This is a genomic window from Paenibacillus sp. FSL R7-0652, from assembly GCF_038595045.1.
GTDB lineage: Bacteria > Bacillota > Bacilli > Paenibacillales > Paenibacillaceae > Paenibacillus.
In genome coordinates this window covers 2,297,491-2,323,783 of record NZ_CP152001.1, presented here as the reverse complement: position 1 = coordinate 2,323,783, position 26,293 = coordinate 2,297,491, and the positions used below count along the sequence as shown (strand labels likewise).

General features: G+C 47.8%; 22 protein-coding genes. 4 read left to right on the top strand and 18 right to left on the bottom strand.

What is annotated here, in order from left to right; all coding sequences use genetic code 11:
* Positions 1 to 49 precede the first annotated feature (49 nt).
* The 13 genes from MKY97_RS10630 to rpiA form a co-directional block, all read right to left on the bottom strand.
* Positions 50 to 1,162, bottom strand: coding sequence for a phosphotransferase (locus MKY97_RS10630; protein WP_342555402.1), 1,113 nt, complete (start codon positions 1,160 to 1,162; stop codon positions 50 to 52).
* 87 nt (positions 1,163 to 1,249) lie between these two features.
* Positions 1,250 to 1,876 (bottom strand): GDSL-type esterase/lipase family protein, encoded by a 627-nt coding sequence (locus MKY97_RS10625; protein WP_342555401.1) that lies wholly within the window; start codon positions 1,874 to 1,876, stop codon positions 1,250 to 1,252.
* A 194-nt stretch (positions 1,877 to 2,070) separates the two neighbouring features.
* On the bottom strand, positions 2,071 to 5,238 hold the full coding sequence (locus MKY97_RS10620; protein WP_342555400.1) for an MMPL family transporter: 3,168 nt from the start codon (positions 5,236 to 5,238) through the stop codon (positions 2,071 to 2,073).
* Entirely contained in the window at positions 5,238 to 5,693 is a 456-nt protein-coding gene (locus tag MKY97_RS10615; protein WP_342555399.1) for a MarR family transcriptional regulator, read from the bottom strand. The genes MKY97_RS10620 and MKY97_RS10615 overlap by 1 nt, the downstream gene beginning before the upstream one ends.
* Before the next feature lie 208 nt (positions 5,694 to 5,901).
* Positions 5,902 to 6,339 carry a GNAT family N-acetyltransferase gene (locus MKY97_RS10610; RefSeq protein ID WP_342555398.1) on the bottom strand — a complete coding sequence of 146 codons (438 nt, stop codon included), beginning with the start codon at positions 6,337 to 6,339 and terminating at the stop codon, positions 5,902 to 5,904.
* A 127-nt stretch (positions 6,340 to 6,466) separates the two neighbouring features.
* Positions 6,467 to 7,186, bottom strand: a complete 720-nt coding sequence (locus MKY97_RS10605; protein WP_342555397.1) for a class I SAM-dependent methyltransferase — start codon at positions 7,184 to 7,186, stop codon at positions 6,467 to 6,469.
* A 44-nt stretch (positions 7,187 to 7,230) separates the two neighbouring features.
* Positions 7,231 to 7,560 carry a hypothetical protein gene (locus MKY97_RS10600; RefSeq protein ID WP_342555396.1) on the bottom strand — a complete coding sequence of 110 codons (330 nt, stop codon included), beginning with the start codon at positions 7,558 to 7,560 and terminating at the stop codon, positions 7,231 to 7,233.
* 80 nt (positions 7,561 to 7,640) lie between these two features.
* Complete coding sequence (locus MKY97_RS10595; RefSeq protein ID WP_342555395.1) at positions 7,641 to 8,594, bottom strand: alpha/beta fold hydrolase; 954 nt, start codon at positions 8,592 to 8,594, stop codon at positions 7,641 to 7,643.
* 79 nt (positions 8,595 to 8,673) lie between these two features.
* Entirely contained in the window at positions 8,674 to 10,389 is a 1,716-nt protein-coding gene (locus tag MKY97_RS10590; protein ID WP_342555394.1) for an ATP-binding protein, read from the bottom strand.
* A 15-nt stretch (positions 10,390 to 10,404) separates the two neighbouring features.
* Positions 10,405 to 11,493, bottom strand: coding sequence for a cobalamin-dependent protein (locus MKY97_RS10585; RefSeq protein ID WP_342555393.1), 1,089 nt, complete (start codon positions 11,491 to 11,493; stop codon positions 10,405 to 10,407).
* 219 nt (positions 11,494 to 11,712) lie between these two features.
* Complete coding sequence (locus tag MKY97_RS10580) at positions 11,713 to 12,174, bottom strand: MarR family transcriptional regulator (RefSeq protein WP_342555392.1); 462 nt, start codon at positions 12,172 to 12,174, stop codon at positions 11,713 to 11,715.
* 15 nt (positions 12,175 to 12,189) lie between these two features.
* Positions 12,190 to 12,789 carry a GNAT family protein gene (locus tag MKY97_RS10575; protein ID WP_342555391.1) on the bottom strand — a complete coding sequence of 200 codons (600 nt, stop codon included), beginning with the start codon at positions 12,787 to 12,789 and terminating at the stop codon, positions 12,190 to 12,192.
* A 36-nt stretch (positions 12,790 to 12,825) separates the two neighbouring features.
* Positions 12,826 to 13,497, bottom strand: a complete 672-nt coding sequence (gene rpiA / locus MKY97_RS10570) for a ribose-5-phosphate isomerase RpiA (protein ID WP_342555390.1) — start codon at positions 13,495 to 13,497, stop codon at positions 12,826 to 12,828.
* 531 nt (positions 13,498 to 14,028) lie between these two features.
* Here rpiA and MKY97_RS10565 point away from each other — a divergent pair.
* Together MKY97_RS10565 and MKY97_RS10560 are read left to right on the top strand one after the other, a co-directional pair.
* Positions 14,029 to 15,774: a HAMP domain-containing methyl-accepting chemotaxis protein gene (locus MKY97_RS10565; RefSeq protein WP_342556297.1), complete on the top strand. Its 1,746-nt coding sequence runs from the start codon at positions 14,029 to 14,031 to the stop codon at positions 15,772 to 15,774.
* Positions 15,775 to 15,814: 40 nt separating this feature from the next.
* Complete coding sequence (locus tag MKY97_RS10560) at positions 15,815 to 19,516, top strand: amino acid adenylation domain-containing protein (RefSeq protein ID WP_342555389.1); 3,702 nt, start codon at positions 15,815 to 15,817, stop codon at positions 19,514 to 19,516.
* A gap of 179 nt (positions 19,517 to 19,695) precedes the next feature.
* On the opposite strand, the gene MKY97_RS10555 is transcribed toward MKY97_RS10560, so the two are convergent.
* The 3 genes from MKY97_RS10555 to fucU form a co-directional block, all read right to left on the bottom strand.
* Positions 19,696 to 20,316, bottom strand: coding sequence for a TraX family protein (locus MKY97_RS10555; RefSeq protein WP_342555388.1), 621 nt, complete (start codon positions 20,314 to 20,316; stop codon positions 19,696 to 19,698).
* Positions 20,317 to 20,363: 47 nt separating this feature from the next.
* On the bottom strand, positions 20,364 to 20,891 hold the full coding sequence (locus tag MKY97_RS10550) for a GNAT family N-acetyltransferase (protein WP_342555387.1): 528 nt from the start codon (positions 20,889 to 20,891) through the stop codon (positions 20,364 to 20,366).
* Between the two features lie 173 nt (positions 20,892 to 21,064).
* The gene (gene fucU, locus MKY97_RS10545; RefSeq protein WP_342555386.1) at positions 21,065 to 21,538 is read right to left on the bottom strand and encodes an L-fucose mutarotase; all 474 of its coding nucleotides are present in this window, start codon (positions 21,536 to 21,538) and stop codon (positions 21,065 to 21,067) included.
* Positions 21,539 to 21,746: 208 nt separating this feature from the next.
* Here fucU and MKY97_RS10540 point away from each other — a divergent pair, with 208 nt between their 5' ends.
* Together MKY97_RS10540 and MKY97_RS10535 are read left to right on the top strand one after the other, a co-directional pair.
* Positions 21,747 to 22,169: a MarR family transcriptional regulator gene (locus MKY97_RS10540; RefSeq protein WP_342555385.1), complete on the top strand. Its 423-nt coding sequence runs from the start codon at positions 21,747 to 21,749 to the stop codon at positions 22,167 to 22,169.
* 29 nt (positions 22,170 to 22,198) lie between these two features.
* On the top strand, positions 22,199 to 23,539 hold the full coding sequence (locus tag MKY97_RS10535) for an MFS transporter (protein ID WP_342555384.1): 1,341 nt from the start codon (positions 22,199 to 22,201) through the stop codon (positions 23,537 to 23,539).
* Positions 23,540 to 23,745: 206 nt separating this feature from the next.
* Here the strand turns inward: MKY97_RS10535 and MKY97_RS10530 are convergent, their stop codons facing one another.
* Entirely contained in the window at positions 23,746 to 25,098 is a 1,353-nt protein-coding gene (locus MKY97_RS10530; RefSeq protein ID WP_342555383.1) for an MFS transporter, read from the bottom strand.
* A gap of 95 nt (positions 25,099 to 25,193) precedes the next feature.
* Positions 25,194 to 26,228, bottom strand: a complete 1,035-nt coding sequence (locus MKY97_RS10525; RefSeq protein WP_342555382.1) for an aminoglycoside phosphotransferase family protein — start codon at positions 26,226 to 26,228, stop codon at positions 25,194 to 25,196.
* Positions 26,229 to 26,293 lie beyond the last annotated feature (65 nt).

Sequence of the window (26,293 nt, the reverse complement as noted above, 5' to 3'; positions counted from 1 at the left end):
CTACTTAACCAAAGCAGAGATCGTGCACTTTGTTTACATTAGTCACAAGTTATTCCATTAACAATTGGCGTAACCGATCCTCATGCTGCCTCATCCAGTCGATTCGCTGCTTCAGCTTCACAATCTGCTGTACCGCTACCCCTGGCTCATCTGTTCCTTCCATCATTCGGCTGATAAAATGCATCACCACATCCAGACTGCGAAGCAGGATTAACTGAGGAATGGCCTTCAGTTCCTCACCTGCGAGTCCAACTTTTTCCCGGAATCCCCGAATCAAGCTCGCCTGCGCCTGCCACATCCAATCTTCACTCTTGTCCATGGTCAGCATATCAGACATCGGAACAGCCAGTTCCATAACCCGCAGATCCCAGGTAGCAAACTCAAAATCAAGAATCGCACTTGGATTCCCTTCACGATCAAACAGCACATTCGATGCGTTCACATCGCCATGTACGAGCTGATGCGGAAGCTGTTCCATTCCACGCAAAGCTTCGAACAAACCTGGCAGCTCATGCCGCAGCTGCTCCAGTTCTCCCGAACAAGCTGCAAGCATCTGCGGCGGCGAAGCACACAGCTCCAGCAGATGAACGGGCGTACAGAGCGGATAAGCTTCGTCAATCCGATAATATGGCGGATAAACCGGTTCAAGTGCCAATTCAAGTCTTGCGAGGGCTGAGGATAACTGGCCTGCCGCCCGGCCTAATTGAAGAAGCTGACCCGGAGAATCCCATACGGGATTGACTCCCTCCAGATAACGAAACAACGTTACGATTTTTGTGGCGCCCGTATTATGATCTCGAATGACTTGGTACGTCTTCTTATTTTCTTTGTACATTTCTTGGTTTCCCGTAGGGACCTGATCGGTTGTCTCACTCCCATTAGATAATGAGATGACAGGTTTCGGTACATCAAGTTCAAACGCTGTATCCGACAGTGCGGTCAGCACGCCGTGTTCAAAAGCTATTTTCACTTGGTCATTATGTGTTTCGTATTGTCTCATAATATAATCTGCATCACTAGTGTGCAGCACAAAGGTGGTGTTGTTCATACCGCCCTTGCTGCGTTCGGCCTGCCACTTTGATGTGAATCCGTATAAATCGAGCACGTTAGATATCAGCTGCTGCTCGGACGGAAGAAGAGAATGCTGCTGGTTGTTAGACACCGGTTTATAACTCCTCTGTTACGATAGTTTGAACGAACTCTTTCATCATATCCAAAGTTGTCTGACCGGTCCAGTCATGTTCAGCATTTAGGCAAAAGGAACATAGCCCGTTCGATTCAACTGCTCGGCGATCACCCGATATCCCCTTGCATTCGGATGGACTCTGTCCCAGAACAGCAGCTCCCGCTCCCGCCCTTCAAACTTGTCGTATACCTGTGCACAGGCGTAGTTACCTGAGCCGGCACTATTCAGATAAGCATTGTACTGACGTACCCAATATGCTGCTTCTGTCGATTGTGGATACGGGTTGTACAATCCGATAGACCGAACAAAATACTTATGATCCCCTTTTAACTGCCGAATTTGTCTCATCACCTGGGATACGTGCTGCCGCGTTTCACCCAGTACCTGTGTCATTTTCCCGGCACTTGGAATCCCGCCGCTGGCCTTAAACGTACGGATGAGGTCGTTGCCACCAATGGATAATGTGATGATATCTGCTTCACGCAGTGCCTGACGCACCCGCGGATGGGCATTGATCATCTGCAGCAGTTCCCCGGATGTCAGTCCGTTCACTCCTAAATTGTCCATGGAAACAAACGTACGCAGATTCATCTCTGCCATACGACGATAGATTGGAACAAAACCGGTCCCGAGGAGCGCTCCTGTACCCACGGTCAAGGAATCTCCTACAGCCACATAACGATATACCATCCCGCCACCCCTCTCTCTGCTGATCTTCCTGATTATTCATTAACTGCCATATATCATATGAAAGCCAATCAGCCAGAGCGCGGGATAGTGTCCTTAGGCAGAAACCTTTCTTTGATTAAGTGGATTGTCACGAAAAAGAAGCCCCACCGCATCATGCGGCAGAGCCTCTTTCCCGTATTACATATCGATGATGATTACATGCCTACAGTATGATTCGAATCATTGGATTCTGACTGTTCCTTGTTACGGAACGGCCACCAGTTCGCCCGGCCGAACATCTTCACCATTACAGGTACGAAGAATGGCAGGAATAACAGGGAATATAAAACCAGGCCGCTGAGCACAACAGTCGCAATTTGCATCATCGAGAGCACCCCTGAAGGGTACATCGCGGCAAAAGTTCCACTTAGAATAACCGCTGCTGACAAAATGACGGTTCCCATGTTTTTCATCGCATACAATATCGCATCCTGGACTCTCATGCCTTTGTTTTCATTGAAACGATCCATGAGGAAGATGCTGTAATCCACGCCTAGAGCAATCAGCATCACGAAACCAAAGAAAGGAGTAACCCAGCTGATTCCTGCATAACCCATAATATTTACAAAGACGACCTCCGTGAGTGCCATAGCTGTAAAGTATGCAAGAAGCAGTGAAATAATCAGGTAGATCGGCATGATCACAGAACGCAGCAGGATAACCAGAATGATAAATGTTCCTGCCAGCATCAGCATAACCGTCCGTGTATAGTCTTTATTTGAAATCGACTGTAAATCTGCAAACGTACTGGTTACACCACCTACGGCAATGTCAGCTTTCTCAAGCGCGCTGCCCTGAACGGCACGATTTACTGCCGCTTCAATATCGGGCACACGGTCAATCGCTTCTTTACCGTACGGATTCTCTGCAAAAATAACATCCAGCGTCATCGTCTTGCGATCCTTGGACAGATACGTATCAAATACCTTCTTGAAGTCCTTGTTATTCAAGGCTTCTTCAGGGACATACCAGCCTGCAAGATCGGAATCCGGTGAATTTTGCAGTTGTGTCAGATAATCCTGAGCGGAATCGAGACCACCCGACACCTTCTTGATTCCATCGACACTTTGATTCAATCCATCCGTCAGCTGCGTCAATTGACCACTCAGATCCGAGAAGCCCTGCTGGATCTTCTCCTGTCCCCCCTGAAGCTGACCGAGACCATTCTGGATAGAAGGGATTTCCTTAATCACTTTACCCTGACCGTCCGCAGCCTGCTTCAAGCCTGATTCCAGTTGTCCAATACCTGCTACAATCTGGCCCAAACCGTCAGTCAGCGCCTTCTGCCCGGATGCTGCAGAAGCAAAACCTTCATTCGCTTTATTGATCCCGGCCGCAGCCGCACTCAGGTTCGTCTGAATTTGGGACAGTCCCTGTGCAAGCTGTGCTGTGCCTGAACCTGTTTGACCGATCGTGCCTTTGATCCGTTGATAGTCGGCGTCCTGCTGCAGCTCTGGATAACGCTCTTCAAGCGTGGAGAAGGATTGGGACAAACTCGTCAATGCCGTTGAAACACCAGTCAACTGCTGCTCCAGCTCCTTCGTTCCATCACCCAGCGCAGCCACACCAGCTCCAGCCTGGCGATAGGCCTGCAGTAACTGATCATTCGCTTTGGCAAGCTGGTCTGCGCTGGTTTTTGCCTGCTGCAGTCCCGCTTTCAGATCCCCCGCCCCGGAAGAACCATCGCGAATGCCTTTTTCGATCCGTTTCAGTCCATCGCTGAGCTGTGAAATACCGGATTGCAGCTGGCTTGTGCCCTTGGTCAGCGCACCAGCTCCATTCGCAGCTTCTTTGAGCTGAGGTTCGTTTTTACTCAGTTCACTGCTGGCTTTGCTCAGACCGTCGCTGATTTTGTCCAGACCTGTCTTCCCTTCGCCTAAGCCATCAGATAAAGTACCTACTTGTTTAGTCACTTCAAAATCTTTGATCTCGTCCCCTGTAGGACGTGTCATACTGCGCACACCCGCAACCCCGGGAACCTTTTCTACTTCGCGGCTGATCTTCTCGGCTGCAGCCATATATTTGGCGTTATCCATCGTTTCGTCGTTTTGAATGACGATCTGCCCCGGCAGGGATTCACCCGGCCCAAAACTGTCCGAGATAATGTTAAACGCTTTAACCGAATCGTATTTGTCACCAATTTCATCAAGACTGTTAAATGATAACTTCCCATCATATGTTATGAGAAGAGGAACCGTCACTGCGGCAGCAATCAGCAGGGCTGCCCACGGTCGTTTAAGTGAAAATTTGCCTGCTGCGCCATAGATTTTACTCTCGGCATGTTCCAGGGAGCCTTTCGATGGCCAGAATAACTTCCTGCCCAGCACGGCCATAAAGAACGGCACAATGGTTACAAGTGCAAGCATCATCACGGCGATTCCCACAGCTACAGCTACCGCAGAGCGATACAGCATAAACTGCGCGAAACCGATCGCCACGAATCCTACCAATACCGCCAGAGCTGAGAAAAACACCGTTTTACCTGCCGTACGATATGTAGCAATAATCGCATCCCACGTGCTCTCATGGTGTGCCAGCTCTTCCTTGAACCGGCTGATGAGCAGGATACAGTAGTCTGTTCCAATCCCGAACATAACGGCCACCATAAAGATTTGTGTGAACGTGGAGAGCGGGAAATTAACTCCGTCTACCAGGAATGCAACAATCTGCTGAGATACGATATAACTGATGCCCACTGTCAGCAGCGGTACAAACGGAGCTACAAACGAACGGAACACCAGGAAAAGAATTAGCAAAATGAAGACTACCGTAATGTACTCGGATTTCTTGAGTCCTTCCTGAGAACTCTCAATCGTATCTTCATCAATCAAACCTTTACCTGTAATATAATGCTCAACATTGACTGATTTCAGTGCACCATTCAGGTCATTTCGCATTTCCTTGACGGTGCGATCACCCATTTCAATCGAGAGCGAAGTCAGAATAGTTTTACCATCTGCCGAAATCATTTTGTCTGACAATTCCGGCTGTGAGAACGGCTCTAAAACAGACAAAATGCCGAGCTTTTCTTTATCGGCTTCAAGCAGTTTGACCGCTTTTTCGGCCTCCTGTCTGCCCGTTGTGCCAAGACCATCCGGATTATGAAATACCAGTGCAATGGAGGTCCCTTTTTGTTCCCCATTTTGGGCTGCCGCTTCATCCAGAATCTCCGCAGCTTTCGTGGAAGAATACCCATCCGGGACAGAAAACTGCCCCTTTTCGCGAATCAACTCACTCATGTTTGGCGCGGTAAACATCAATACGGCGGCTGCGGCAATCCACAGCCCCATGATCCACCAGCGCCCTTTTAATATCGCTCTCATTACTTCTCCAGCCCTTCTTCTTGTGTTAGGAGTGCTGCCAGCTTCTCGAATGAATCAATAAAATTCTGGACCGCTTCCGGCGTAAAATGTTCCAAATAAGGTTCCAAAACCTTCCGAATCTCTAATTCTGTCTCCCTGTACAGCTCATGACCAGCATCCGTCAGCGTCAGATAGATTACACGGCGGTCGCGTTCGTCCCCTGTACGATGTACCAGATTTCGGTCAGCCAGTTTGTTGACCAGAGCCGTGATGCTGCTCTTGCCTACACACAGAAGCTCTGCCAGATCCGAAGGCGTGCATTCCGGTTTCTCGTGAATCAGACGCAGTGCACAGAACTGATCTGTCGTAACGGTCTGACCTACCTTTTCACGTATCCGCGTATCAAAACGCTTGTTGACCAGAAACGAAGCATCCAGATAACGATTCACTAAGCTTTTGGCGTCCGGAGTATTCATATCCTTTCCTCCTCTCAAAATTAGTTCACATAACGAACTATTCATGAACAAAACTATTCTATAATGAAACTATGTTGTAGGGCAATACTTTTTTCCTATGTTTAAAACAAAAAAACAGGACATTCAGCTCAGCACATATGCCAAGCCAAACATCCTATCTGATTCATCTGAATATAATGTTACGCTGTACTCGTCACACACTTCAGCTTTACAAGTCTTCCTCGTCTTCCTTCTCAAGTACACAGCGAAAACGTTCAATACCCGGATATAATTCGCCGAGACTGTATACAACAAATCCGCTGTTACGGTAAAACTCTACCGCTTCCTGATCCGTCTCAGCAATCAATGTGTCGGGATTGTGTGCTGCAAGCAGCTGGGAGATCATGCCCCGACCGTAATTTTTGAACCGGTTCTCTGGAAGCACTGCAATATGGCGAATCGTAATTTCACTCGCTCCTGTATGTTCATATCCAATCAGACCGACCAGCTGATCTTCGTCCTCATAACCGGACAGGAACAGAGCATCCTGTTCTGCATACTGCTGGATCGCTTGATCCACCTGATCCGGGTCCGGAAAGACCGAGTAGGACAGCAGTTCCTGCACTTCCGGCTCCTGCAGGCGTGGTTTCAAATTTTTCAACAACACAATTCCTCCAATACTATTAACGCTCACTCCAACCTTCGCATTTATAAGACCTCATCGAATCTGCGAAGATTACCAATAATGAAACCCGTTATCGTATTGTAGATGTTAACTATGCAAAGTTCAAGACTTAGCGATCCATTCTTTGAACAGCAAACCGAAGCAGCTCACATCTAAACTCCGTTGGTTCATCATACTTTTCTTCTTCAATCGTCTGGGTCACGTGCTCCTGAAAAAGAATGTTCCATCCCTCATATGCCTGTTCCAGCAAGGTAATGGCTTCGGATGTAGGCAGATTCAACTCGATTAACGGTTCGATCTGACGCCCTGTTCGAATTTCCTTCTCCTCCACGCTGGTGCTCATCGTAATACAGTGGATGCCTCCCAGCCTGGTGCCTGCTTTTAACCGCTCCACCGTTTCAAGAAAAGCCTCTCTGCTCGATGTGTGTTCAAGACATGAACATGCCGCAATAAAATCAAAATCATCCGGTTGAACCGGATAGTGTTCGACATCTCCCTTTTCAGCCTGTACGATCTGTTCTACCTGATACTGCTTCGCATATTTACGGAGCCCATCGACAGCTTCATCCAGCAGGTCAACACCGATGACCTGACTGTTAGTCTGTGCCAGACGCTGGGCAATGGGGATCGTATGTCTGCCCACCCCGCATCCGAGATCAAGTACACGTAATTCCTGCTTGTGAACAAGCAGACGTTCCAGCATATCCATCACCATGGGCATCGGTCTGGACATCCATGTTCCTTCTTCAAACAGTTCATTGTTTTTATAAAAGTCAGAATGATAACCCGCTTCAGCTTGTCGTGCAGCCTCAAATTGTTGTTTTCCCATCCCTGGTACCTCCTGCAAATGGAATTAGACGTTCACAGTAACGTTCACCAGAAAGCGAAAAAAAGAATCACATAGACAACCATCATAATCAAACTGGCCGTAACCAGGATTTTCCCGGCGTCTCGTTTGCCTGCGTGGTCATTAAATAACAGCACTCCACCGACGGTCATGGCAATGGGAGCAAAAAACAGCGTCATAAGCACAAGCAGCACCATCGAGTACTGGTCCAGTACCGATTCGTCATACTCCGCCATGTAAGGCTGTTCCGGCTTAGCCGTCTTGGTCGTAACCATGTTGCCGCATGATTTACATTTGAATTCATCCGCTTCCATAGGTTCATGACAATAAGAACACTCTCTTGAGATGCGCGGCATGTTTATCTCCTTCCAAACAAAAACTTGATTCAATAATACATGAATACCCCGAATCCACTCTGGTAATTGAAATCAGCTCATCATTGGCTGGTGCTGTGAATATGTTTCTGCAAAAAAGCCCCCAGCACCGACTTGTATTTGTCTCGATCCACCTGAAAAGCCGTTCCGTGGCCCGCACGGGGAATCGTTAGTAATTCCTTATCCGTAGGACAGGCTTCGTACAAGCGATAGACCATTTCCGTGGGTACAAACATATCTGCCTCACCATGAACGAACAGAACTGGAACATTGACTTTGGCGAGCTGTTTTAGAGCCGATGCTTCTTGAAAAGAATAGCCCGCCTTCCATCTTGTAATCAGACTGGTAACCGGAATGAATGGAAAGGCCGGCAGCTTGTACAGCTGTTTCAATTGAAACGTCAATTCCTCCTCAACCGAGGTATAGGCACAATCCGATACGATGGCTCCGACCTGAGCCGGGAGTTCTTCCCCGCCTGTCATCAGCACAGTGGCGCCTCCCATCGATATGCCGTGCAGCACAATATCAGCAATTTTCCCTACACGTTCCAGCACCCAGTTCACCCACTGAACATAATCCTTCCGATCCAGCCAGCCGAATCCGATCACATCTCCTTCGCTCTGACCGTGGCCCCGATCATCCGGCATTAATACGTTGTAACCAAGGGTCTCTGCGTAAAATCTGGCGAACCCCGCCATTTCTCTGCCTTTTCCGGAATAACCGTGGGCGAGTATAACCGTTTGGTCAGACTCTTCCTTCGCAGGGAGCCAGATGCCATACAGCTTCAATCCATCGTGGGACTGAATCGTAACCGTCTCGACATGCTGACGATCAAGCCAGTTCAAATCAGAAGCACTGCTGATCAGCTCTTCATCCGCCTCCGTCTTCAGGTTCGGATTATCTGCCAAAAATGTTTTCGGGGTGCGGCGAATCGCCGTCTTGAAAAAATAAAGTCCTCCAGCCCACAGAAGAGCTGCAATGATTAGAACCAGAGCCGCAAGACCATACAATATCATGAAAAGAAATCCTCCCCTGCTCTCAGTAAGTTAAAGCGACTCTGTACATGACGTTGACGCAGCACTGCTGCTTCATACTTCAATCTTGGTTGGTTTGCTGCAGTGCTGCGCAGGCAGCCTGATATGCCGGAAGAAGCTGATCAAGCAGTGGTTCTGCCTGATGTGTCTGCTCTGCCTTGGCATAATCCTCAATCTGACTGAACAAGGTTGAGAGATGGCTGATCCCCAGACTCAGACTTCCTGATTTCAAATCATGAGCTGTCTCGGCTGCCGCACCATGATCGGCTGAAACGACATGTCTGCGCAAATCCTCGATTTTCCCCGGTGTTTCCGCACGATACATCTCCAGGAGCATACTCAGCAGTGTTTCGTTCCCGTCCGTATTTAATTCAGCAATTTCACGAACAACGTTCATATTCAGAATGTCAACAGGCTTCGAAGCCGAATGCCACTTTCGAATAGTCGTGCCCAGCACTTCCAACGTAAACGGTTTACCGATAAAGTCATTCATTCCGGCTTCATAACACTTGTCTTTCTCGCTCTGCATCACATTGCCAGTCATCGCAATGATCGGTGTCGGCTGACGCATTTCATTCCGCTCCATTGTGCGTATCTGACGGGCAGCCTCCATGCCGTCCATAACAGGCATCATGCTGTCCATCAAAATCAAACTGTATGTTTTATGACGAAACGCATTTACAGCCTCTTCGCCATTGTGTACACATTCGACTTCGGAAAACCCCAGCTTTCTGAGCTGCAGCAGCACAAGCTGGCGGTTAATGGCATTATCGTCAGCCAGCAGAATTGGCAGGGATTGATAGTCTTCTTCGGGTGTATCTGAATGCGTTGAAGATGCGCCTGCATCAGCCTGCTGCACAGCCTCTTCGTCCTCTTCCATACCTAGTCCAAATTCAAGCTCGAACCAAAAGGTGGAGCCCTCACCTTCTTTACTGTTGATTCCAATCTGTCCATTCATTAGAGTGACAAGTGACTTACAGATCGTTAGACCCAGTCCCGTGCCCTCATACTCTTTTGACCGTCCCTGTTCAGTCTGCATATAAGGCTGGAACAGATTTACCTGGTCCTCTTCTGAAATCCCTATTCCCGTATCCCGCACCTCAAACCGAACAATCTGGGTACTCACTTGATGCTTTACAAGTTTAACCTTCACTTCAACCGAGCCATCCGTCGTAAATTTGTTTGCATTTTGAATCAGATTGATCAGAATTTGTGTAATTCTGGTGGGATCGCCTTCAAGAACAGCAGCGATCTTTGAATCACAGTCAATAATGAGTTGATTTCTTTTCTTTTCAACCTGCGGTTTGAGCAGATGCATAATGTGGTCCAGAATGTCCTTGAGCTTCACTTCTCCCCGTTCAAGGCGCATCTGTCCCGCATTGAGTTTGGAGAAATCCAGCAGGTCCTGTATTAATTTCAGCAGGAGTCTGGCTGCATCCTGAATGACCGTAACAGAATTTTTTTGCTCCTCTGACAGAGGAGACAGCGCCAACAGCTCAGCCATTCCCAATATTCCGTTCAGCGGTGTACGAAAGTCGTGGCTGATGACTGCCATAAAAGCACTTTTTGATTCGTCAGATGCCACTGCCAGCTGCCGAGCTGATTCAAGGCCTGCATTGTTCTTGGCCAGTCGCCGCTGGAGTGTAGCCAACTCATTGTTCATTTCCGAGAATTCGGACAGTGTGCGCTCCTCCTGCTCCTTGCTTCGAATCAGCTGGTCGGATAACTGCTCGATTGTGCTTCGCAGCCTCTGTATCTCTTCATTGTCATTAGACATCACTTCATCCCTTTCCTATTCACTTGCCGTACTTACATTGTCAAGCGACACCGGATGAATAAGCAGACGCTCTGCAACTGCAACAGCCTCTTCCGCTCCCGGAGCAAAGCCATCAGCGCCGACTGTCCTCCATAATTCTGGGTCTATGTTAAACGGATAACCACCAACCATCACTTTGACGTGGGCCGTTTCTGGATGATTACGAATGCGTTCGATCAGATCTTTAGCCAAATGAAGATGATAAGTCATTGTCACTGAAATCGCCACCACATCACTCTCATGCCGTTCAATTGCCTCCACGATGCTTCCATTCGGAACGTTGGCACCGAGATAATACGTATCCCAACCCTCCATCTCGAATATATCCGTAAGCATACGCAGTCCAATCTCATGCTGTTCACTTCCGACACAGGCAGCGACCAGTCTTTTACCCTGATTCGGCTGAATCAGCCATCTGGAATACAGCCTGGAAATAAACGATTGCGTTGCCGCTGTGCAAAAATGTTCTTGTCCCACACTAATCTGCCCCTGCTGCCACAACCGGCCAATTTCATATTGGACGGGTTGAAAAATGTACCGGTACACATCACGAATAGATGCTCCATCATCCAGTTCCGCTTGGATCATTTCGAAAGCTTCCGTTCGTTTATTTTCAAGCAGATGCTGCAAATAAACCTGTGCCTCCAATCCATAGGGCATGGAGGTATGGATAAAACTGGCCTGGGACTGTGCATGCCTCGTTACATCAATGCCCATCTCCAAATATTCCAAAAGGAATTCACGGTGAGGATGCTCGTACTCTTTTTCTAGTGCCTCTTTGATCAGCAGAAGATTCGTTTCCAAATCTTCCGCCGATACCCGATATCCTGCAAGCAGCACTTTTAACCACGATATATAATGAGTGAACAAACTTGGACTTTTGACGAGTACACTTTCTGCCAGATAGCTGAGGCTGTACTGTGAGTCCTGCTTGGTTCTAATTTTTCCGATCGTACCGAAACGCTCCATTAAGTCGGGCTGCAGCCGATACTGCATTTCGGTTATTTTCTCAGCCAAGATCCCTGCATCTTGAAGTAGACGTTCTCCGGCCTCCCGATGGCTCATCGACGCATTCCTCCTTTGTCTGCAATCTACTGCACATCCATCTGCTTCATCTATAACTATATGAATTATGTCTTAGGCAGCACTACTGCTCTATTATACATGATGCGGTATATACATTTTCGGGCGCTGTAAAACAATCTTCCTATATTATGAAGCTGTACGCAAGTCATACAGCTAGGAGTAACGCCATTTAATAGGCACAAAAAAAACGGATCTACGTTAGGAACGCAGGTCCGTTTTGCCTTCTGCAGCAAGCCCCAATTTCTTCAGCAGGCGTATCGCATCCACTTTCTCGGAAGGCTCAAGTCCTTCCAGAATATCAATAATGACTTGATGATGCTGTGGAAATATTTGCGTGAATAACTGTTTACCTTCCTCCGTTAATTCGGCATAAATCACCCTGCGGTCCTCCTTGGAGGGGCGGCGAAACAGTAGATTCTTGTTTTGTAACTTGTCGACCACATACGTAATATTGCCACTGGACATCAGCACTTTTTCACCGATCTTTTGCAGCGCTTGCGGTCCTTTATGGTACAGCAGGTCAAGTACACCAAATTCCGTGGAATTGAGTCCATGGCTCTGGATGTCCCGATTGGAACGTGATGTCACCGAATTGTAAGCTCGAATTAGAACGACGAACAACTGCAGTGACAGTTCCCGGTTATCCTCCGTGTTCAGCATTTCTATAATCCTCCATCAGTTGTATACATTTCCGTCCGCTTCATTAGACGGCTGCTGCTCCCACTCTTCACGGAGCATCCCCATCCGAATTGAATCATAATATACGCCTTCAACGATCCTGCACTTCCGCAGCCTTCCCTCGATCTGCAGTCCAGCTTTGGCAGCAGCCCGCATCATTCGTTCATTGCCAGACCAGGTCGTCAATCCAACCCTCACAATAGGCATTTTTCTAAATAAATGGCTCGACCACAACTGAAGCGACCTTGTGCCAATTCCCTTCCCCCATCGGGATGGTTTATAGATTACAATACCCATCTCAAGCCACATGGATAACGGATCTTCAATATAATAACTTATCATTCCCACGATTTCTCCGTCTGCTTCAATGACCCGGATGGAACAGGGGCGCGCAGCTTTTTGATCCGTTTCCATGCGCCCAAGCGTCTGCTGCTCGAAATGCTCGTAACGTTCACGTTCAAGTGGATAATAAGGCGCATCCCATTTTTTCCATTCAGGATCTTCATCGCTATAGATCAGTTCATAGAGTTCGGACAGGTCTTCATGCTCCACCGAGCGTAGAACGAGTTCCTCATCTCTTAGCGGCAGTTCTTTCATATACAGCAGGGCACCCTCTTCCCTTTTAAAAATTCATTACGGACGGTGAAGCTCGTCAATACTGCCGTCTTCTTTGGCGATGACCACAATGTTGGCCATGTTCACAAACAGTCCATTGTCGACAACACCTGGCAGCATGTTCAGCTGCACATTGAGTTCTTCTGCATGATCGATCGCTTCCAGATGACAGTCTGCAATCAGATTTCCGTTATCCGTAAGATAGCGTTCCTGCCCGTCCATTCTCCACTGCGGCTGGCATCCCATGGTTTCAAGTGCCTGAAAAGTCCATTCGGATGCAAAAGGTACAACCTCAACCGGCAGCGGAAACCTGCCCAGCTTATGTACAGCCTTGCTTCCGTCAGCGACAATAATCAGTTTATCGCTGTTCGCTGCTACTATTTTTTCACGCAAAAGAGCCCCGCCGCCGCCTTTGATCAGGTTAAAATCAGGATCTACCTCATCCGCTCCGTCGATGGTCAGATCGAGACGTCCGATCTGGTCAAATGGAATGATCGGGATTCCCCATTCCCGTGCGAGCTTGTCCGAAGCCTCCGAAGTGGCTACGGCCTGAATGTTCAGCCCCTCGCGAACCCGTTCCCCGATCCGGCATATCGCATAATACGCGGTAGAGCCTGTGCCTAATCCAACTTTCATTCCATCTTCAACGTACGATGCCGCATGTTCTGCCGCTATCTGTTTCAGATTCATTATTTAACACCCGCCTGCTCGTAATTTGTAAACAACCATATGTAGTTATTATAGATAAAACCTCTTCCGATGTATATCCATGCTTATCAAGCTGAATGAAGACCTTTTATCTAGTAACTTATCTAGCAACAAATGAATGATAGATAGTGTATTTTTCCTCACTATGTTATAGAATACAGAATGAAGCTAAAAATTGGTAATTTTTAATAATAAACAGTACTAAATACCTATAAAAAGAATGATGTGTCCATAAATACGTAAAAAATTAAAAAACTTTTAACAAAACTATTCAATTTAACGACATATTGCACGACATAATAGGTATAGATGTGTTTTAATAATTAGACACATGAGGTTTCATAAGGTACATAAGTCTCTCACAGTGACTAAGAAACCAAGACCATTGTCGCATACTTTCCTTTGAAGGAGATGACCTAATGAAGTAGCTTTTGTACAAGAGCATACCTTAGAGTTTTTAATTTACAGAAGATCAGGAGTGGAATTTAAGTGAAATCATTAAGTTGGAAAAACATGTCGTTTTTCTCCAAAAACCTGCTGCTATCATTCACGAACATTATCATTATCGGCGTGGCTTTGATCGCAAGCAGTTACTACTTCCAAAGAACGATTCTGGTCGATCAGCTGCATGGACAGGTCGCACAGATTACGAAAAAATGGGCCCAGGATATTAACCCGGCAGAGGTACAAACCGCAATTACTGAACGCAGCTATGATGGTACAGCACAGACAAAGCTCAGAGCTTATTTTGACGAAATGCAAAAATATTATCCTAACATTGCACAAGCCTATATCTTTGGTGTGGAGCTTGGCGGAGACAACAAACGGTTAACTTCCCTTGTTGCGATGCCAACGAACCTGAGAGAGGCTTTTCAGAGTGATAAAGTAAATATTGGCGATATGTACGAACAACCGGTCGTTGTAGCTAATGCTCTGAAAGAAATGCTGAGTACAGATCGTCCGACGTTCACAACCTTCTACTCGGATGACTTCGGAACCTGGACAACCATCGCTTACCCGATTAAAGACAGCAACGGCAAAATTTTTGCTTATTTCGCGGTTGATGCAGATGCAAGTGCCGTTCCAGCCGGCCTGAATTCGTTGTTAGTCAATGGCATTATTATTCTCGTAGCCTTTCTGCTTCTGTTCCTGATTATTCAATACCTTGTCGTTAAAAATACCCTCTCACCTATCCGTCACCTGATCAAAGGGATTGATGAAGTCAGCAGAGGTAATTTGGATGTCACCATTCCGACGGGAAAAGACGATCTGGGACTTGTTAACGAGAAATTCAACGTCATGGTACGTAGAATCAACGATACAATCGTAAAAGTGCAAATGACTTCCCAGGAAGTGAATCAATCTGCGAAGGAACTCTACGAAGTGTCAGAACGCAACAGCGACAATGCAGATACGATTAACAATAACGTAACGCAGATCACTTCTAACATTCGTTCACAGGAACAGGCTACACGTGACAGTGCACGTGCCATGTCCGAGATGGCCACGGTGATTCAGACCATCGCAAGCAGCTCCGCAAGTGTTGCAGATGAAGCCTATGAGATGGAACGGCGTTCACAGCAAGGTAACAGTGTGGTTCGCCAGGTATCTCAACAAATGAATCTAATTACAGAATCCGTAAAAAACACAGCAGCTGCCATTGAAGTGCTGGAGAGCCGTTCGCAAGAAATTGGCGATATCCTGAATATTATCTCAGGCATATCCAGTCAAACCAATTTGCTTGCCCTGAATGCATCTATTGAAGCAGCGCGTGTAGGTGAAGAAGGAAGAGGGTTCGCCGTCGTTGCTGGAGAAGTACGTAAGCTCGCGGAACAGTCGGAACAGGCCACCAGCCAAGTCGGTGTATTGATTCAGGAAATTCAGACGGGCATTAAACAAGCAGTCCGGGCGATGGAGCAGGGCACTTCTGAGGTCGATACAGGTCTCTCCGCAGCAGATCAAACCGGGCAGTTATTCGATGAAATTCTGGAAGCGGCGAAAAAGGTTTCGCATCAAATTCAGGAAGTGTCCAGTGCAACCCAGGAAATTTCTGCAGGCACAGAAGAAATGACAGCTACAGCAGATGACTTGTCCGCAAGTGTAAGCAAGACAGCAGACAGCAGTGAACAGATCTCCGTATCGGTGGACGAACAGAAAGCATCCCTGATTACGCTCGTGGACTCCTCCACTAGGCTCAATGATATGTCTGAAGAACTGCAGGAACTGATTGCCCATTTCAATGTAAGCAAGCAGCAATAAACTAAACCGACATTCGGTTAAACCAAGGAGGAAAACTGAAGTGATTGAAAACCAATCATCATCCCGTGTGGAATCTGGCTTACCCGTTCTTCAGATTCCACTGGATTATGGGCGCCGCCAGCAAACTTTTTCTTATGAGTCTACTCATATAACATTGGAAGCGTCATTGAGTCGTGAACTTAAAAAGAAGTTTGGGGAGCAGATGGTCTACCCCGCATTCCTTTCAGCGTATGCAGCCTTGATATTCCGATTGTCTGCAGAACAGGAACTAGCGATCGGCGTACTCGCTCCGGATCAGGCCGCTTCTTATCTTTCATTACAGCTGGGGGGTACGACAACGTTCAGTGAACTCCTTGAACAAATTGTGCAGCAGCTGCAGATTCATTACACACAACAGACAGGTGGATATCCTGAGACCGTGTTTATGCTGAACAGCGTACAGCTGCCTCAGTCTCCTCAAGTGATGAACTGGAACGTTCGTTATGATCAGAATAAGACCATACTCGACCTGTTTTATGACTGTTCGTTATTAAAAGAATCTACTGTGCTGCGGTATGCAGCGTATTTCCAGACACTGCTGCTTGCACTCCTGCGTGATGAAAATAAAGCGATTGGCTCAGTGGATATACTGTCCGCTTCAGACCGTCTGCTCTATCGTGAGATGAATGACACCGCGGTACTCGAACCCGTCCATTCCACCATTCATGGCTGGTTTGAAGCCACTGCCGCAGCGTACCCGGATTCCCCGGCGATCACCTCCCTTGCAGCAAGTTATACATACAGGGAATTAAACGAGCGTGCAAACCAAGTGGCCCGTGTATTGATGTCGAACGGCCTGAAGCAGGGTGAATTCGTCAGTATTTTTATGGATCGAAGCCTCGACACGATCATTTCACTACTGGGTATTCTTAAGGCAGGTGGTGCATATGTACCGATTGACCCTGAACATCCGCAGGAACGCAACAGCTATATTGTCGAAGATACAGCTTCATCGTTTGTATTAACAACAGAAGCCTCGTATGATCAGGCGAAACAGTTGTTTTCCGGCATCTCTACAGTACGTCAAATTCTCTCGGTAGACGGCAAGCTCGCAGGGTTCGCAGCCAGCAATCCTAACCTGGATATTAAGCCTGATGATCTCGCCTATATTATCTACACTTCGGGTTCTACCGGCAAACCGAAAGGCGCTCTGATTGCGCACAGGGGCGTAACCAATCTGGGGAGCGTCGTGCAGCGTGACTGCGATATTCAACCGGGTGATGTATTAACACAGTTTGCAACGTACAGTTTCGATGCCTCTGTATGGGATACGATCGGCGCCTTGTTCTATGGTGCTGAGCTCTATCTGTTATCGGCAGAAGAACGCGTATCTATCGAAGAGTTTGCAACTGCAATTGAGCGAACCGGCACAACAGTTATTACGATTCTGCCTACGATTTTCTTTAATCAACTCGCCTCTTATCTATCTGATGAAGGCTTTCATAAGCTGGCCAAAGTACGGATCATCACCGTAGCGGGGGAAGCTCTCTATGGAGAACAGGTCCGGTCATTCCAGCGCAAGTTCGGCAATCAGATTGATATTGTTAATGTGTACGGTCCTACGGAATGTACTGTCGCTACCACTACGCACCGGATCAGTGAGCAGGTTCCGGAACACGTCGTCAATATTCCAATCGGGAGACCGATTCATAATTATAAAGTGTACATTGTCAACGAAGAGCAGCAGCTCTGTCCTGTAGGCGTTCCAGGCGAAGTGTATATTTCTACTCCGGCGCTCGCTAAAGGTTACTTGAACCAGCCAGAACGTACGGAACAGTCTTTTATTGAAAATCCGTTTGCAATCGGCGAAAAAATCTATAAGTCTGGTGATATTGCCAAACTGCTGGACACAGGATATTTGGAATATGTCGGACGAAGCGACTCTCAGCTCAAAATCCGCGGTCACCGGATAGAAATCGGGGAAATTGAGGATCATTTGGCCCGCCTGGAGCAGATCCAGGACGTTGCTGTTATCCCGAAAAAAGAAGCGGATGGTCAGAACATGCTGGTGGGATATTTCACATCCAAAGATGGAAGCACCCTTTCGGCAGCCGACATCAAAGCAGCACTCGCCGAGAAGCTTCCATCGTATTTTGTACCGAAGTGGATCTGCCAGCTGGATGAGATGCCAATTGCGCCGACTGGAAAAATCAACCGCAAAGCGATGGTATCCATGCCGCATGTGGAACGTCATACAGAGCAGCCTGATCGAGTGATGCCCGAGACAGAAACGGAACGAGTTCTCTATGACGCGTGGAAACAAATTCTGCAGCATGACGATTTTGGTGTCGAAGACAGCTTCTTCAGCATTGGAGGCGACTCCCTGCGTGTCATCCACGTGTTGGTTATTCTGAAGCCTCATTATCCGCAGCTCAAGATCGCCGATTTCTTTGCCGAAAAAACGATCTCTGCACTAGCTCGCCGGGTTGAGACTTTAGCGGAGCAGCGTTCAGCTGCTGCACATACTTCTGTCCATAAAGGCACTATTACCCAGTTATCCGAGCATCCAGTAGAACTGTCATCGCAGCTGGGCTACCCTGCTATCCTTAAACCTGAGCATGTGTTGGTAACCGGCGCAACTGGTTATCTCGGTTCCCATGTGCTGCAGCAGCTGATTGTGAAATCTGCGGCACGCCTCTATGCTCTTGTCAGACGTCCGAGCGATGGAACAACAGCCATGGAGCGTTTGACTTCAGTCATGCAGGGCTATTTCGGCAAACAACTGGCTGACCAGCTTGCTGATCGGGTTGTTATTGTCGAAGGTAATCTGGAGGAAAAAAACCTCGGTCTTTCCAGCGAGCAGCAAGCTTTAATTGAATCCAACGTGGATCGCATTATTCATTGTGCTGCCGATGTTCGGCATTTCGGGGAGGCATCGCAGTTTGCCAAAACCAATGTGGAGGGCACCGTTGCTCTGCTCAATCTGATCCGTAACAAATCAGGAGCTTCATTCCATCACGTATCCACCATGGGTATACCGGAAGACCTGGCACTTAGCGGACAGTGGGAGTCCACGCTGCAGTATGACCGTTTCCCGGCAGATCTGCATGTGGACAACCTCTACTCTGACAGTAAACTTGAAGCGGAGAAAGTACTCATGACTGCCGCAGCAGAAGGTGTACCTGTCAGCATCTACCGGGCAGGCAATCTGACGTGTGATTCTCGTACCGGCCGTTTTCAGACGAACATTGACAGTAATGCTATCTACCGCATGATCAAAGCGATGCTGCTGCTGGGCAGGGCTCCTGCTGCAGACTGGATGATGGATTTCACGCCGATCAATTATGCCAGCGAAGCCATCGTGCATCTGGCCCTGCGCGAAGATACTGCCGGACGTGTGTTCCACATCTGTAACCCGGAGCCGATTCGTTATGACGAATTAATCGAGGCCGTGAAACGTGCTGGTTATAACGTCGAAACGATGCCGTTTGAAGACTACAGCAGCTGGCTGTTCGATGCGAATATTCCTAAAGAGCCGGAAGCTTTACAGCTTGCGATCGCTCAGCTGGAGGGTGATGGAGCAAAGGATTCGGCATATGCTTATGCGTCGCCGGTTACAACGGCTTACGTCGAACCAGCCGGAATTACCTGCGCCAAAACCGACGATCGCTTCATTCAAAGTATGCTGGACTATGCTGTTCAAATCGGTTATTTCCCGGCGCCGATTCGTCCAAACTACGGCACAACCCGGATTGCCGATTAAACTGAAGCGAACAAATCTATAAATGGATATGAAGTTAAAAGCCACTCTCTCGCCAATCCCGGCGAAGAAGTGGCTTTTTTTTGCCATAAGCTGAGTTGAGTGACAAGCTCACATGCAATTAAGCTGCGCAGTGACTTAAACGACATACCGCTGCAGTATCTGACCTTCCACCGCACCGGCTAGATCCAGCGAATTACGGCAATGATTGCGAGATGAGCCGGGTAGAAATAACGCCATATCCAGCGTGGGCCTTTCAAGCGAAAATCTGCCTGATTGTATTGTGCAATGGCAATGCCGATCGATGCCAGCACGCTGAACATCTGTAGAGAGCTGTGGTGGAGCAGCACATAAAGTGCATTCAACACGACATGTGCCATGACCAGCACAGGCCCTTTGAAGTAACGGAACAGCAGCACGAGCAGCAGGCCGTACATCCCATAGTCCATATGTGTCCATTCCATCACCAAGCCTGCCCCGATCGCCAGCGGAATACTAATCAGCTTCGAAGGAATCTTGTCCAGAGCGAGCAGCACAAGCAGTGCAGACCATAGGGTCCAGACGACATTCAATGAGAAATGATTAAACGCTGCCATAAATGGCACTTGGGAAATGAGCGCAATCCAGAACAAGCGCCATATGTATTTCTGCACATTTCTTGTATGTTTATAGCCCATATATATGGAAAAAGCATAGATGGGAAAAGCGATGCGACCGATGATTCTCAGTTCTGTGATATGCGGATAAAACACCGCTCCAATATGATCAATCAGCATCGTTATCATGGCAATCCACTGCATCATAACGACTCCTCCTTTCTTCCCCGTTTCCGTACAGGTAACTTAGTGTATCATTCCATCCCACGCTTTACGCTGCATTCATAATACATGAAGCTCTGATCCTGGGCATATCCTTCAGATTCGTATAATGCTTGAGCCTGCTGATTACTTACAGCCGTAGAGAGTGTAATACGAAGGATTCCATGATCCGCCGCCTGCTTCATCACCGCCTGCATCAGCTTTCTTGCGATCCCCTGCTGACGGTAATTCGCATTCACGTACAAATCGTTCAAAATCCAGATCGGCCCCATCGAAACAGAGCTGTAGCTGGGATAAATCTGCACCAGCCCCGCGGCCTGTCCTTCCGCTTCATTATACTTCCCTTCATTGTCTGCCTGGGCTGCACCTGCTCTTTCTTTCCGGTCTTTGATACACTGCGCAATAAAAACAATCGATTCATTATTGTTCATCCGTTCTTCCATGAAACGGCTCGCACCTTCGACATCGGATGACTGTCCATAGAACATACGGTACTCGTTAAACAGCCTGGATACTTCAGTCATATCGTTTAAATTCGCTTGTCTGATTTCAATCTCCATCTTATCCCTCTTCTCCATGTGATCCACTTCGTGAATTTATTGTATAAGAAGTGATGCTGTTCTCCCATTCACCAAGCGGAGTAAAGTTTGCAGTAAATCTATCATTGATCGCTCGGATGAATGTAAAAAAGCGACGAAAGCCTCGCCAGCATCGTCGCCTTGACCGTATAACCTTAATTGGATTCTGAGTTCATGCGCATCTGAGCCGCGCTAGCTTCGGGGAAAATAACGCCTTTTTTCAAAATCAAATTCGCATATTGTGCCCGTTCCCCTGTTGCAATGATGACGTACGCCTTAGAAGCACGTTCATAGAAATCAAAACGCTCTTCGTATTCCAGTGCATCGCTCATGTCCTCGTACTCTTCCATTAACCGCCGGTAATCTTCCCAAATAATCGGTATGACCGGATCTCCCTTAACGACCTGCATCACGGCGGCTGGGTAGTCTGCATAAGTATCCAGCGGGAAAAGCTGTAATATCGCTTCCAGCAGCTCCACAGTGCCCAGGCCATCACAACGTATCAATCGCCGGGCATGACTTGCTGCCGGAAAATGGGCGTCAGAGAGCACAAGTTCATCACCATGTCCCATTTCGGACATCAGTTTGAGCAGTTCGGGTGGAAGTATGGCAGGAATATTTTTCAGCATCGTTAAACGCTCCTTACCTGGCAAATTTAATTACTTTGGAAGCCGTTTCATCCTTATTCTAGCAGGATTTCAGCTGCTTTGCACGGTCAGAGAACTTCCCTGTGTATCCATAATCGGCTTTGACAAAATTAGTTGTTTCACATATAGTTGTTATAACAATCAAATGAATTTGAGAGATATTCGAGTACGAAAGCGAGGTTCCCCACTCATGGATTATGATCTTGAGCAATCCGTTGGATTCATGCTCGGACTTACGCACCGCAAAACGGCTGCGCTGCTTGCAGCTCAGTTTAAGCCCTACGATATCACCACAGAGCAATTTTCAGTACTGTTTAATGTGGTACGTAAAGAAGGCGTTAATCAGAAAGAAATGGCAGGATACGTGTTCAAAGACCAGCCCACTACCGCACGCATCATCGATTTGCTGGAGAAGAAAGGCTGGGTCGAACGCCGAACAAGCGAACAGGACCGGAGAGCATATCTGCTGTACCCTACCAAAGAAGGTAGAGCATTAATCGATGTGCTTGTTCCAATCGAAAGAGAAATGAATAAAAAACTTGCTGAAGGTATACCGGAAGACCAGATGGAAGCATTTAAGCATACTCTTTCCCTCATTAATCACAATCTGTAACGATCAAAACTCAGGGGGAATGTATCACCATGAAAGAACAATCTGTACCTGTCCGATTATGGACGACCGATTTCATTTTGCTCATGTTATGTAACTTTTTGCTATTTCTGCAGCTGCACATGATCGTTTCGCCACTGCCTTCCTATGTACAGGATCGATTTCAGGCCAATGCATTTCAAGTCAGCCTGTTCACTTGTCTGTTTGCCTTAAGTGCTATTGCAGCACGGCTGTACTCTGCGAAAGCGCTGGAGAAGGGTCTGCGTAATGCGATGATCTATATCGGCTTGTCCGTAGCCCTGCTCGCCACGCTCGGCTATTATTTTGCTGCGGGCATTGCTGTGCTGCTGCTGCTCCGGATGGTATTTGGAGTTGGTTTTGGCATGAGCAGCACCGCTTTTCCAACGATGGCCTCCGATATTGTACCCGTAAAACGAATGGGAGAAGGCATGGGTTACTTTGGACTGTCTACAAGTCTGGCCATGTCTATGGGTCCTATTATTGGTGTAACACTGCTGCAGGGAGCCGGATTTGTCACTCTGATGCTCTGTACTGCTGGTGTGATCGCCGTGATCTATCCGCTCAGTTACAGTTTGACGCGCAGAAAGGCGGACCGCACTTCCAAGGGTGCCGCAAATGCTGCAAATCAGCCATTGCACCAAAGCGCGGGGATGACTGCATCTGTGTCGGGAGCCAATACCGGCTCCACGGTGAAAACACCATTTAACCGCAAGCTGATCCTGCCTAGTGTACTTAACGGTTTACTGTCCATCACCTATGGTGGATTGGTCGGGTTTATCGTTTTGTTCGGCAAGGAAGCACATTTGGCGAATCCAGCGCTGTTTTTCCTGTTTAACGCCTTGGCGGTTCTATTGGTTAGACCGTTTGCAGGCCGGATTTACGACAGTAAAGGACCCAAAGCCTTGTTGATCCCAGGCGCAGTATGTATCGCACTCGGACTTATTATGCTGTCATGGGCGACAACGATGCCCATTCTGTTTGCTGCTGCTTTTGTATACGGTATCGGTTATGGCTCCATGCAGTCTTCACTGCAGACCTGGATGATTCAGGTCGTCTCGCCTGCCCAGCGTGGGATGGCAAACGGAATGTTTCTGAACACACTTGATCTCGGCATTGCGACAGGGGCCCTTCTGCTCGGCTCCATCGCATCCCTGACCAGTTATACCGAAATGTATCGGTACTCCGTCCTATTTATGGTCCTTTTTCTGCTGATCTATCTGATCCAAGGCAAGCGAAGCGGCAGCTTCCAAATCGAAACGCATCCGCTGCTGGCTCATACCCATATTCCTGCGGCACAGGATGCTGCTTCAAAGGATTCAATGGATACGGAATCTGAACCGGAGAAAAAATGAATGAAACTTTAATCACCAGACACATGTCCCGCACCTTAAAAATCATGTGTTCCTGAACCTATTTTATCCTGATGGCATCAATATAAAATCATTGCAATTGTCATAAACACGCGTTTACACCCGGCAAGCAGTCTCCTGCTTGTGCGGGCGTAAACGCGTTTTTGATCTGAATGCTGCAAACCAGGACATCGATTCCGATGCCCTGGTTAGTATGGACTTTTTTTACGGCGCAGGGGAGTCGGTCGGTATCCTTGATCGGTTTCACTTTCCTGCACACGCCTCTTCTGCAGCTTATCCTGACTCTCCTGCTTCTTCTGATTTTCCTGATCCTCCTGCTTCGAACCACTCCCGGAAGAGGGCTTCTCGCCTTTCTCGGGTTTTACTGCGAGCAGGGTAAGCAGACCACCAACTGCACCTGATGCTGCCAGAACACCAAACAACAAAAAGTGTTGAGAACCGATCAGTAGAGACACCACAGGGGGACCGAGAGATACCCCGATGAATCGCATACTGCTGAACAAAGCTGTGATCGTGCCCCGCTGCTTCTTGTCTACCCCTTCTGTGATCAAGGTATCCAGACATGGCAGTGCTGCACCAATACCCGCACTACCCAGCGTAAACAGACCAACCACGACGTAGATATTATCAAACAAGCCGATAACAGCCAGCGCGACGGTCACCAAGGCAAGTCCGGCAAAACCGAGCCATTTCATGCGTGATTTATGTTTACCGATCCACTTTCCTGCCAGAAACGAAGCCAGACACAGTGAAGCAAGCGGAATGGCCAGAACGAGCCCTTTGACTACGCCCTTCAGAGCAAATTCACTCTCCAGCGTCTCGGAAAGATAATAAAGCACGCCAAAAATGAGAAACATGCAAATCCCACCGATTGCAAACAAAGCGTACAACCAGCGTCCTTTTTCTTTTAACACCTTACGGATGGAAGTAACGAATTCTGAAAATGTAGGTGGTTTTTCGTTCCTCTTCGGTGTTTTCACCAGAAATATAACCAGAATCAGCGAAATAAGGCAGAGAACCGGGATTGCGAGAAATGGCGAGTACCAAAACCATACCGCAAGCGCAGCGCCTAGAATGGGACTCAGCACTTTACCAAAGGTGTTCGAGGTTTCGATGATCCCCAGACTTTTGCTTACCTCATCTTCATTCTTAAACATATCTCCCACGAGAGGAATGACAATTGGAAATGCACCCGCAGCTCCGACTCCCTGCAAAAATCTGCCTGAAAGAATAGTCCAGTAAGCGACATTACCGTTCATCATCCATGCAGCAGCTCCTGCTACTGCTCCTCCAACGGCAGCAATGACAAGGCTGGGAATGATCACTGCTTTCCTGCCGAATCGATCCGATAAATATCCTGCCAGCGGAATCAGCAGAATGGCTACTACAGCATATACCGTGATCAGCATACTGACCCTGAATGCAGATACCTTAAGTTCCCGTTCAATCTGTGGCAGAATCGGTATAAGCATGGAGTTCCCTAAGGTCATGATCACAGGGATAGAAGCAAGTGCGACGAGGTCCCACTTTTTATCAGACATACCCTAACCACCTTCGCAGATTTTACACACAACAGCATTATTGTCGGTTGATCGGGGGTTGATTATGCAGCCTATGTCAAAATGGGAAGATCAGATTAGCGGAAACCAAGCTGTTTCCACTGAGCCAGCAAATCCATTGTCCGTTCAGCATATTTTTGGCCATCTTCTGGCTGATTCACCTGATGCTCATGCACGTATGCGTTAAAATAGGAGGATAACAACCGGTATGCCAGCCTGCGTGCTTGTCCCCCTGGAGACGCATCAAGCGGATGACCATAACCATCATGAAAAGCTTCTGATTCTGTCGAAAGAATCGCCTCATACTCCCGATCAGCATACATGGAGCGGTCTCCATCGATGATCGCAGCTATGCTCATACAACCTTGTTCGCCGTGCACCAGCACATTGGCTGCCCACAGATCATTATGGACAAGCACGGGCTGTTTGATTGAATCAAACAGCAATCTATGCTGTTCAAAAATGGCCGTGATCTTTTCTCCTACGCCAGGCATAAATGCTTTTTCATGTGCTTTTCGGGTTGTCTCGTCGGCAAACATGCGAAGCACCTCAGACCACTGACCTGATCCGCGAATGGACCCGTCAGCCTGCGGCCAGCCAAACGAAGCTCCTCTAATCTGATGCATAGCCGCAGTGTACGCACCAAGCTGTTTATACAAACGCTGCTTGTCCAGCTTGTTAATAGCTGCATGATCCAGCTGCACGCTTGGAATAAATGTCATAAACATATAGGTTCGCGGTACATCGAGACCGCTGTCATCACAGGCCAGCACTTCAGGCGCCGGGATTCCAGCCTTGCGGTATCGTTCATAGACAACAGGCTCTGCAGCCATCATCGTGCGTTCAAACGAAAATAACGGATCGCTCCAGGCAATCTCAGCGATCGTTTCGCTGCTCGGAATGTCTACCTGTTCAGGAGCAAGTCGTAGAATGACATCCGTTACAGATGTATGTTCCAATTGAATGCGGTAGGTCGTATTGAACAGACCACCCCGGAGCAGTCCAAACTGTTTAATGAAAACATGATTTCCAAAATGTTTGTGCACAAGTGCATGAAGTACCTCTGTTGATATTGGGCTGTGCAGGCCCGAATGTGGATGTGAATGCGGCATATTGTTCCCTCTTTCCTATACAAATAAACAAACAGACGGCGCCATCAGGCACCGTCCTTTCATCG

Bases quoted from the DNA above. Each gene is read 5' to 3' on its own strand.
- MKY97_RS10625 (WP_342555401.1), bottom strand. From the start codon at position 1,876: ATGGTATATCGTTATGTGGCTGTAGGAGATTCCTTGACCGTGGGTACA.
- MKY97_RS10620 (WP_342555400.1), bottom strand. From the start codon at position 5,238: ATGAGAGCGATATTAAAAGGGCGCTGGTGGATCATGGGGCTGTGGATT.
- MKY97_RS10615 (WP_342555399.1), bottom strand. From the start codon at position 5,693: ATGAATACTCCGGACGCCAAAAGCTTAGTGAATCGTTATCTGGATGCT.
- MKY97_RS10605 (WP_342555397.1), bottom strand. From the start codon at position 7,186: ATGGGAAAACAACAATTTGAGGCTGCACGACAAGCTGAAGCGGGTTAT.
- MKY97_RS10600 (WP_342555396.1), bottom strand. From the start codon at position 7,560: ATGCCGCGCATCTCAAGAGAGTGTTCTTATTGTCATGAACCTATGGAA.
- MKY97_RS10595 (WP_342555395.1), bottom strand. From the start codon at position 8,594: ATGATATTGTATGGTCTTGCGGCTCTGGTTCTAATCATTGCAGCTCTT.
- MKY97_RS10590 (WP_342555394.1), bottom strand. From the start codon at position 10,389: ATGTCTAATGACAATGAAGAGATACAGAGGCTGCGAAGCACAATCGAG.
- MKY97_RS10585 (WP_342555393.1), bottom strand. From the start codon at position 11,493: ATGAGCCATCGGGAGGCCGGAGAACGTCTACTTCAAGATGCAGGGATC.
- MKY97_RS10580 (WP_342555392.1), bottom strand. From the start codon at position 12,174: ATGCTGAACACGGAGGATAACCGGGAACTGTCACTGCAGTTGTTCGTC.
- MKY97_RS10575 (WP_342555391.1), bottom strand. From the start codon at position 12,789: ATGAAAGAACTGCCGCTAAGAGATGAGGAACTCGTTCTACGCTCGGTG.
- rpiA (WP_342555390.1), bottom strand. From the start codon at position 13,497: ATGAATCTGAAACAGATAGCGGCAGAACATGCGGCATCGTACGTTGAA.
- MKY97_RS10565 (WP_342556297.1), top strand. From the start codon at position 14,029: ATGTCGTTTTTCTCCAAAAACCTGCTGCTATCATTCACGAACATTATC.
- MKY97_RS10555 (WP_342555388.1), bottom strand. From the start codon at position 20,316: ATGATGCAGTGGATTGCCATGATAACGATGCTGATTGATCATATTGGA.
- MKY97_RS10550 (WP_342555387.1), bottom strand. From the start codon at position 20,891: ATGGAGATTGAAATCAGACAAGCGAATTTAAACGATATGACTGAAGTA.
- fucU (WP_342555386.1), bottom strand. From the start codon at position 21,538: ATGCTGAAAAATATTCCTGCCATACTTCCACCCGAACTGCTCAAACTG.
- MKY97_RS10540 (WP_342555385.1), top strand. From the start codon at position 21,747: ATGGATTATGATCTTGAGCAATCCGTTGGATTCATGCTCGGACTTACG.
- MKY97_RS10535 (WP_342555384.1), top strand. From the start codon at position 22,199: ATGAAAGAACAATCTGTACCTGTCCGATTATGGACGACCGATTTCATT.
- MKY97_RS10530 (WP_342555383.1), bottom strand. From the start codon at position 25,098: ATGTCTGATAAAAAGTGGGACCTCGTCGCACTTGCTTCTATCCCTGTG.
- MKY97_RS10525 (WP_342555382.1), bottom strand. From the start codon at position 26,228: ATGCCGCATTCACATCCACATTCGGGCCTGCACAGCCCAATATCAACA.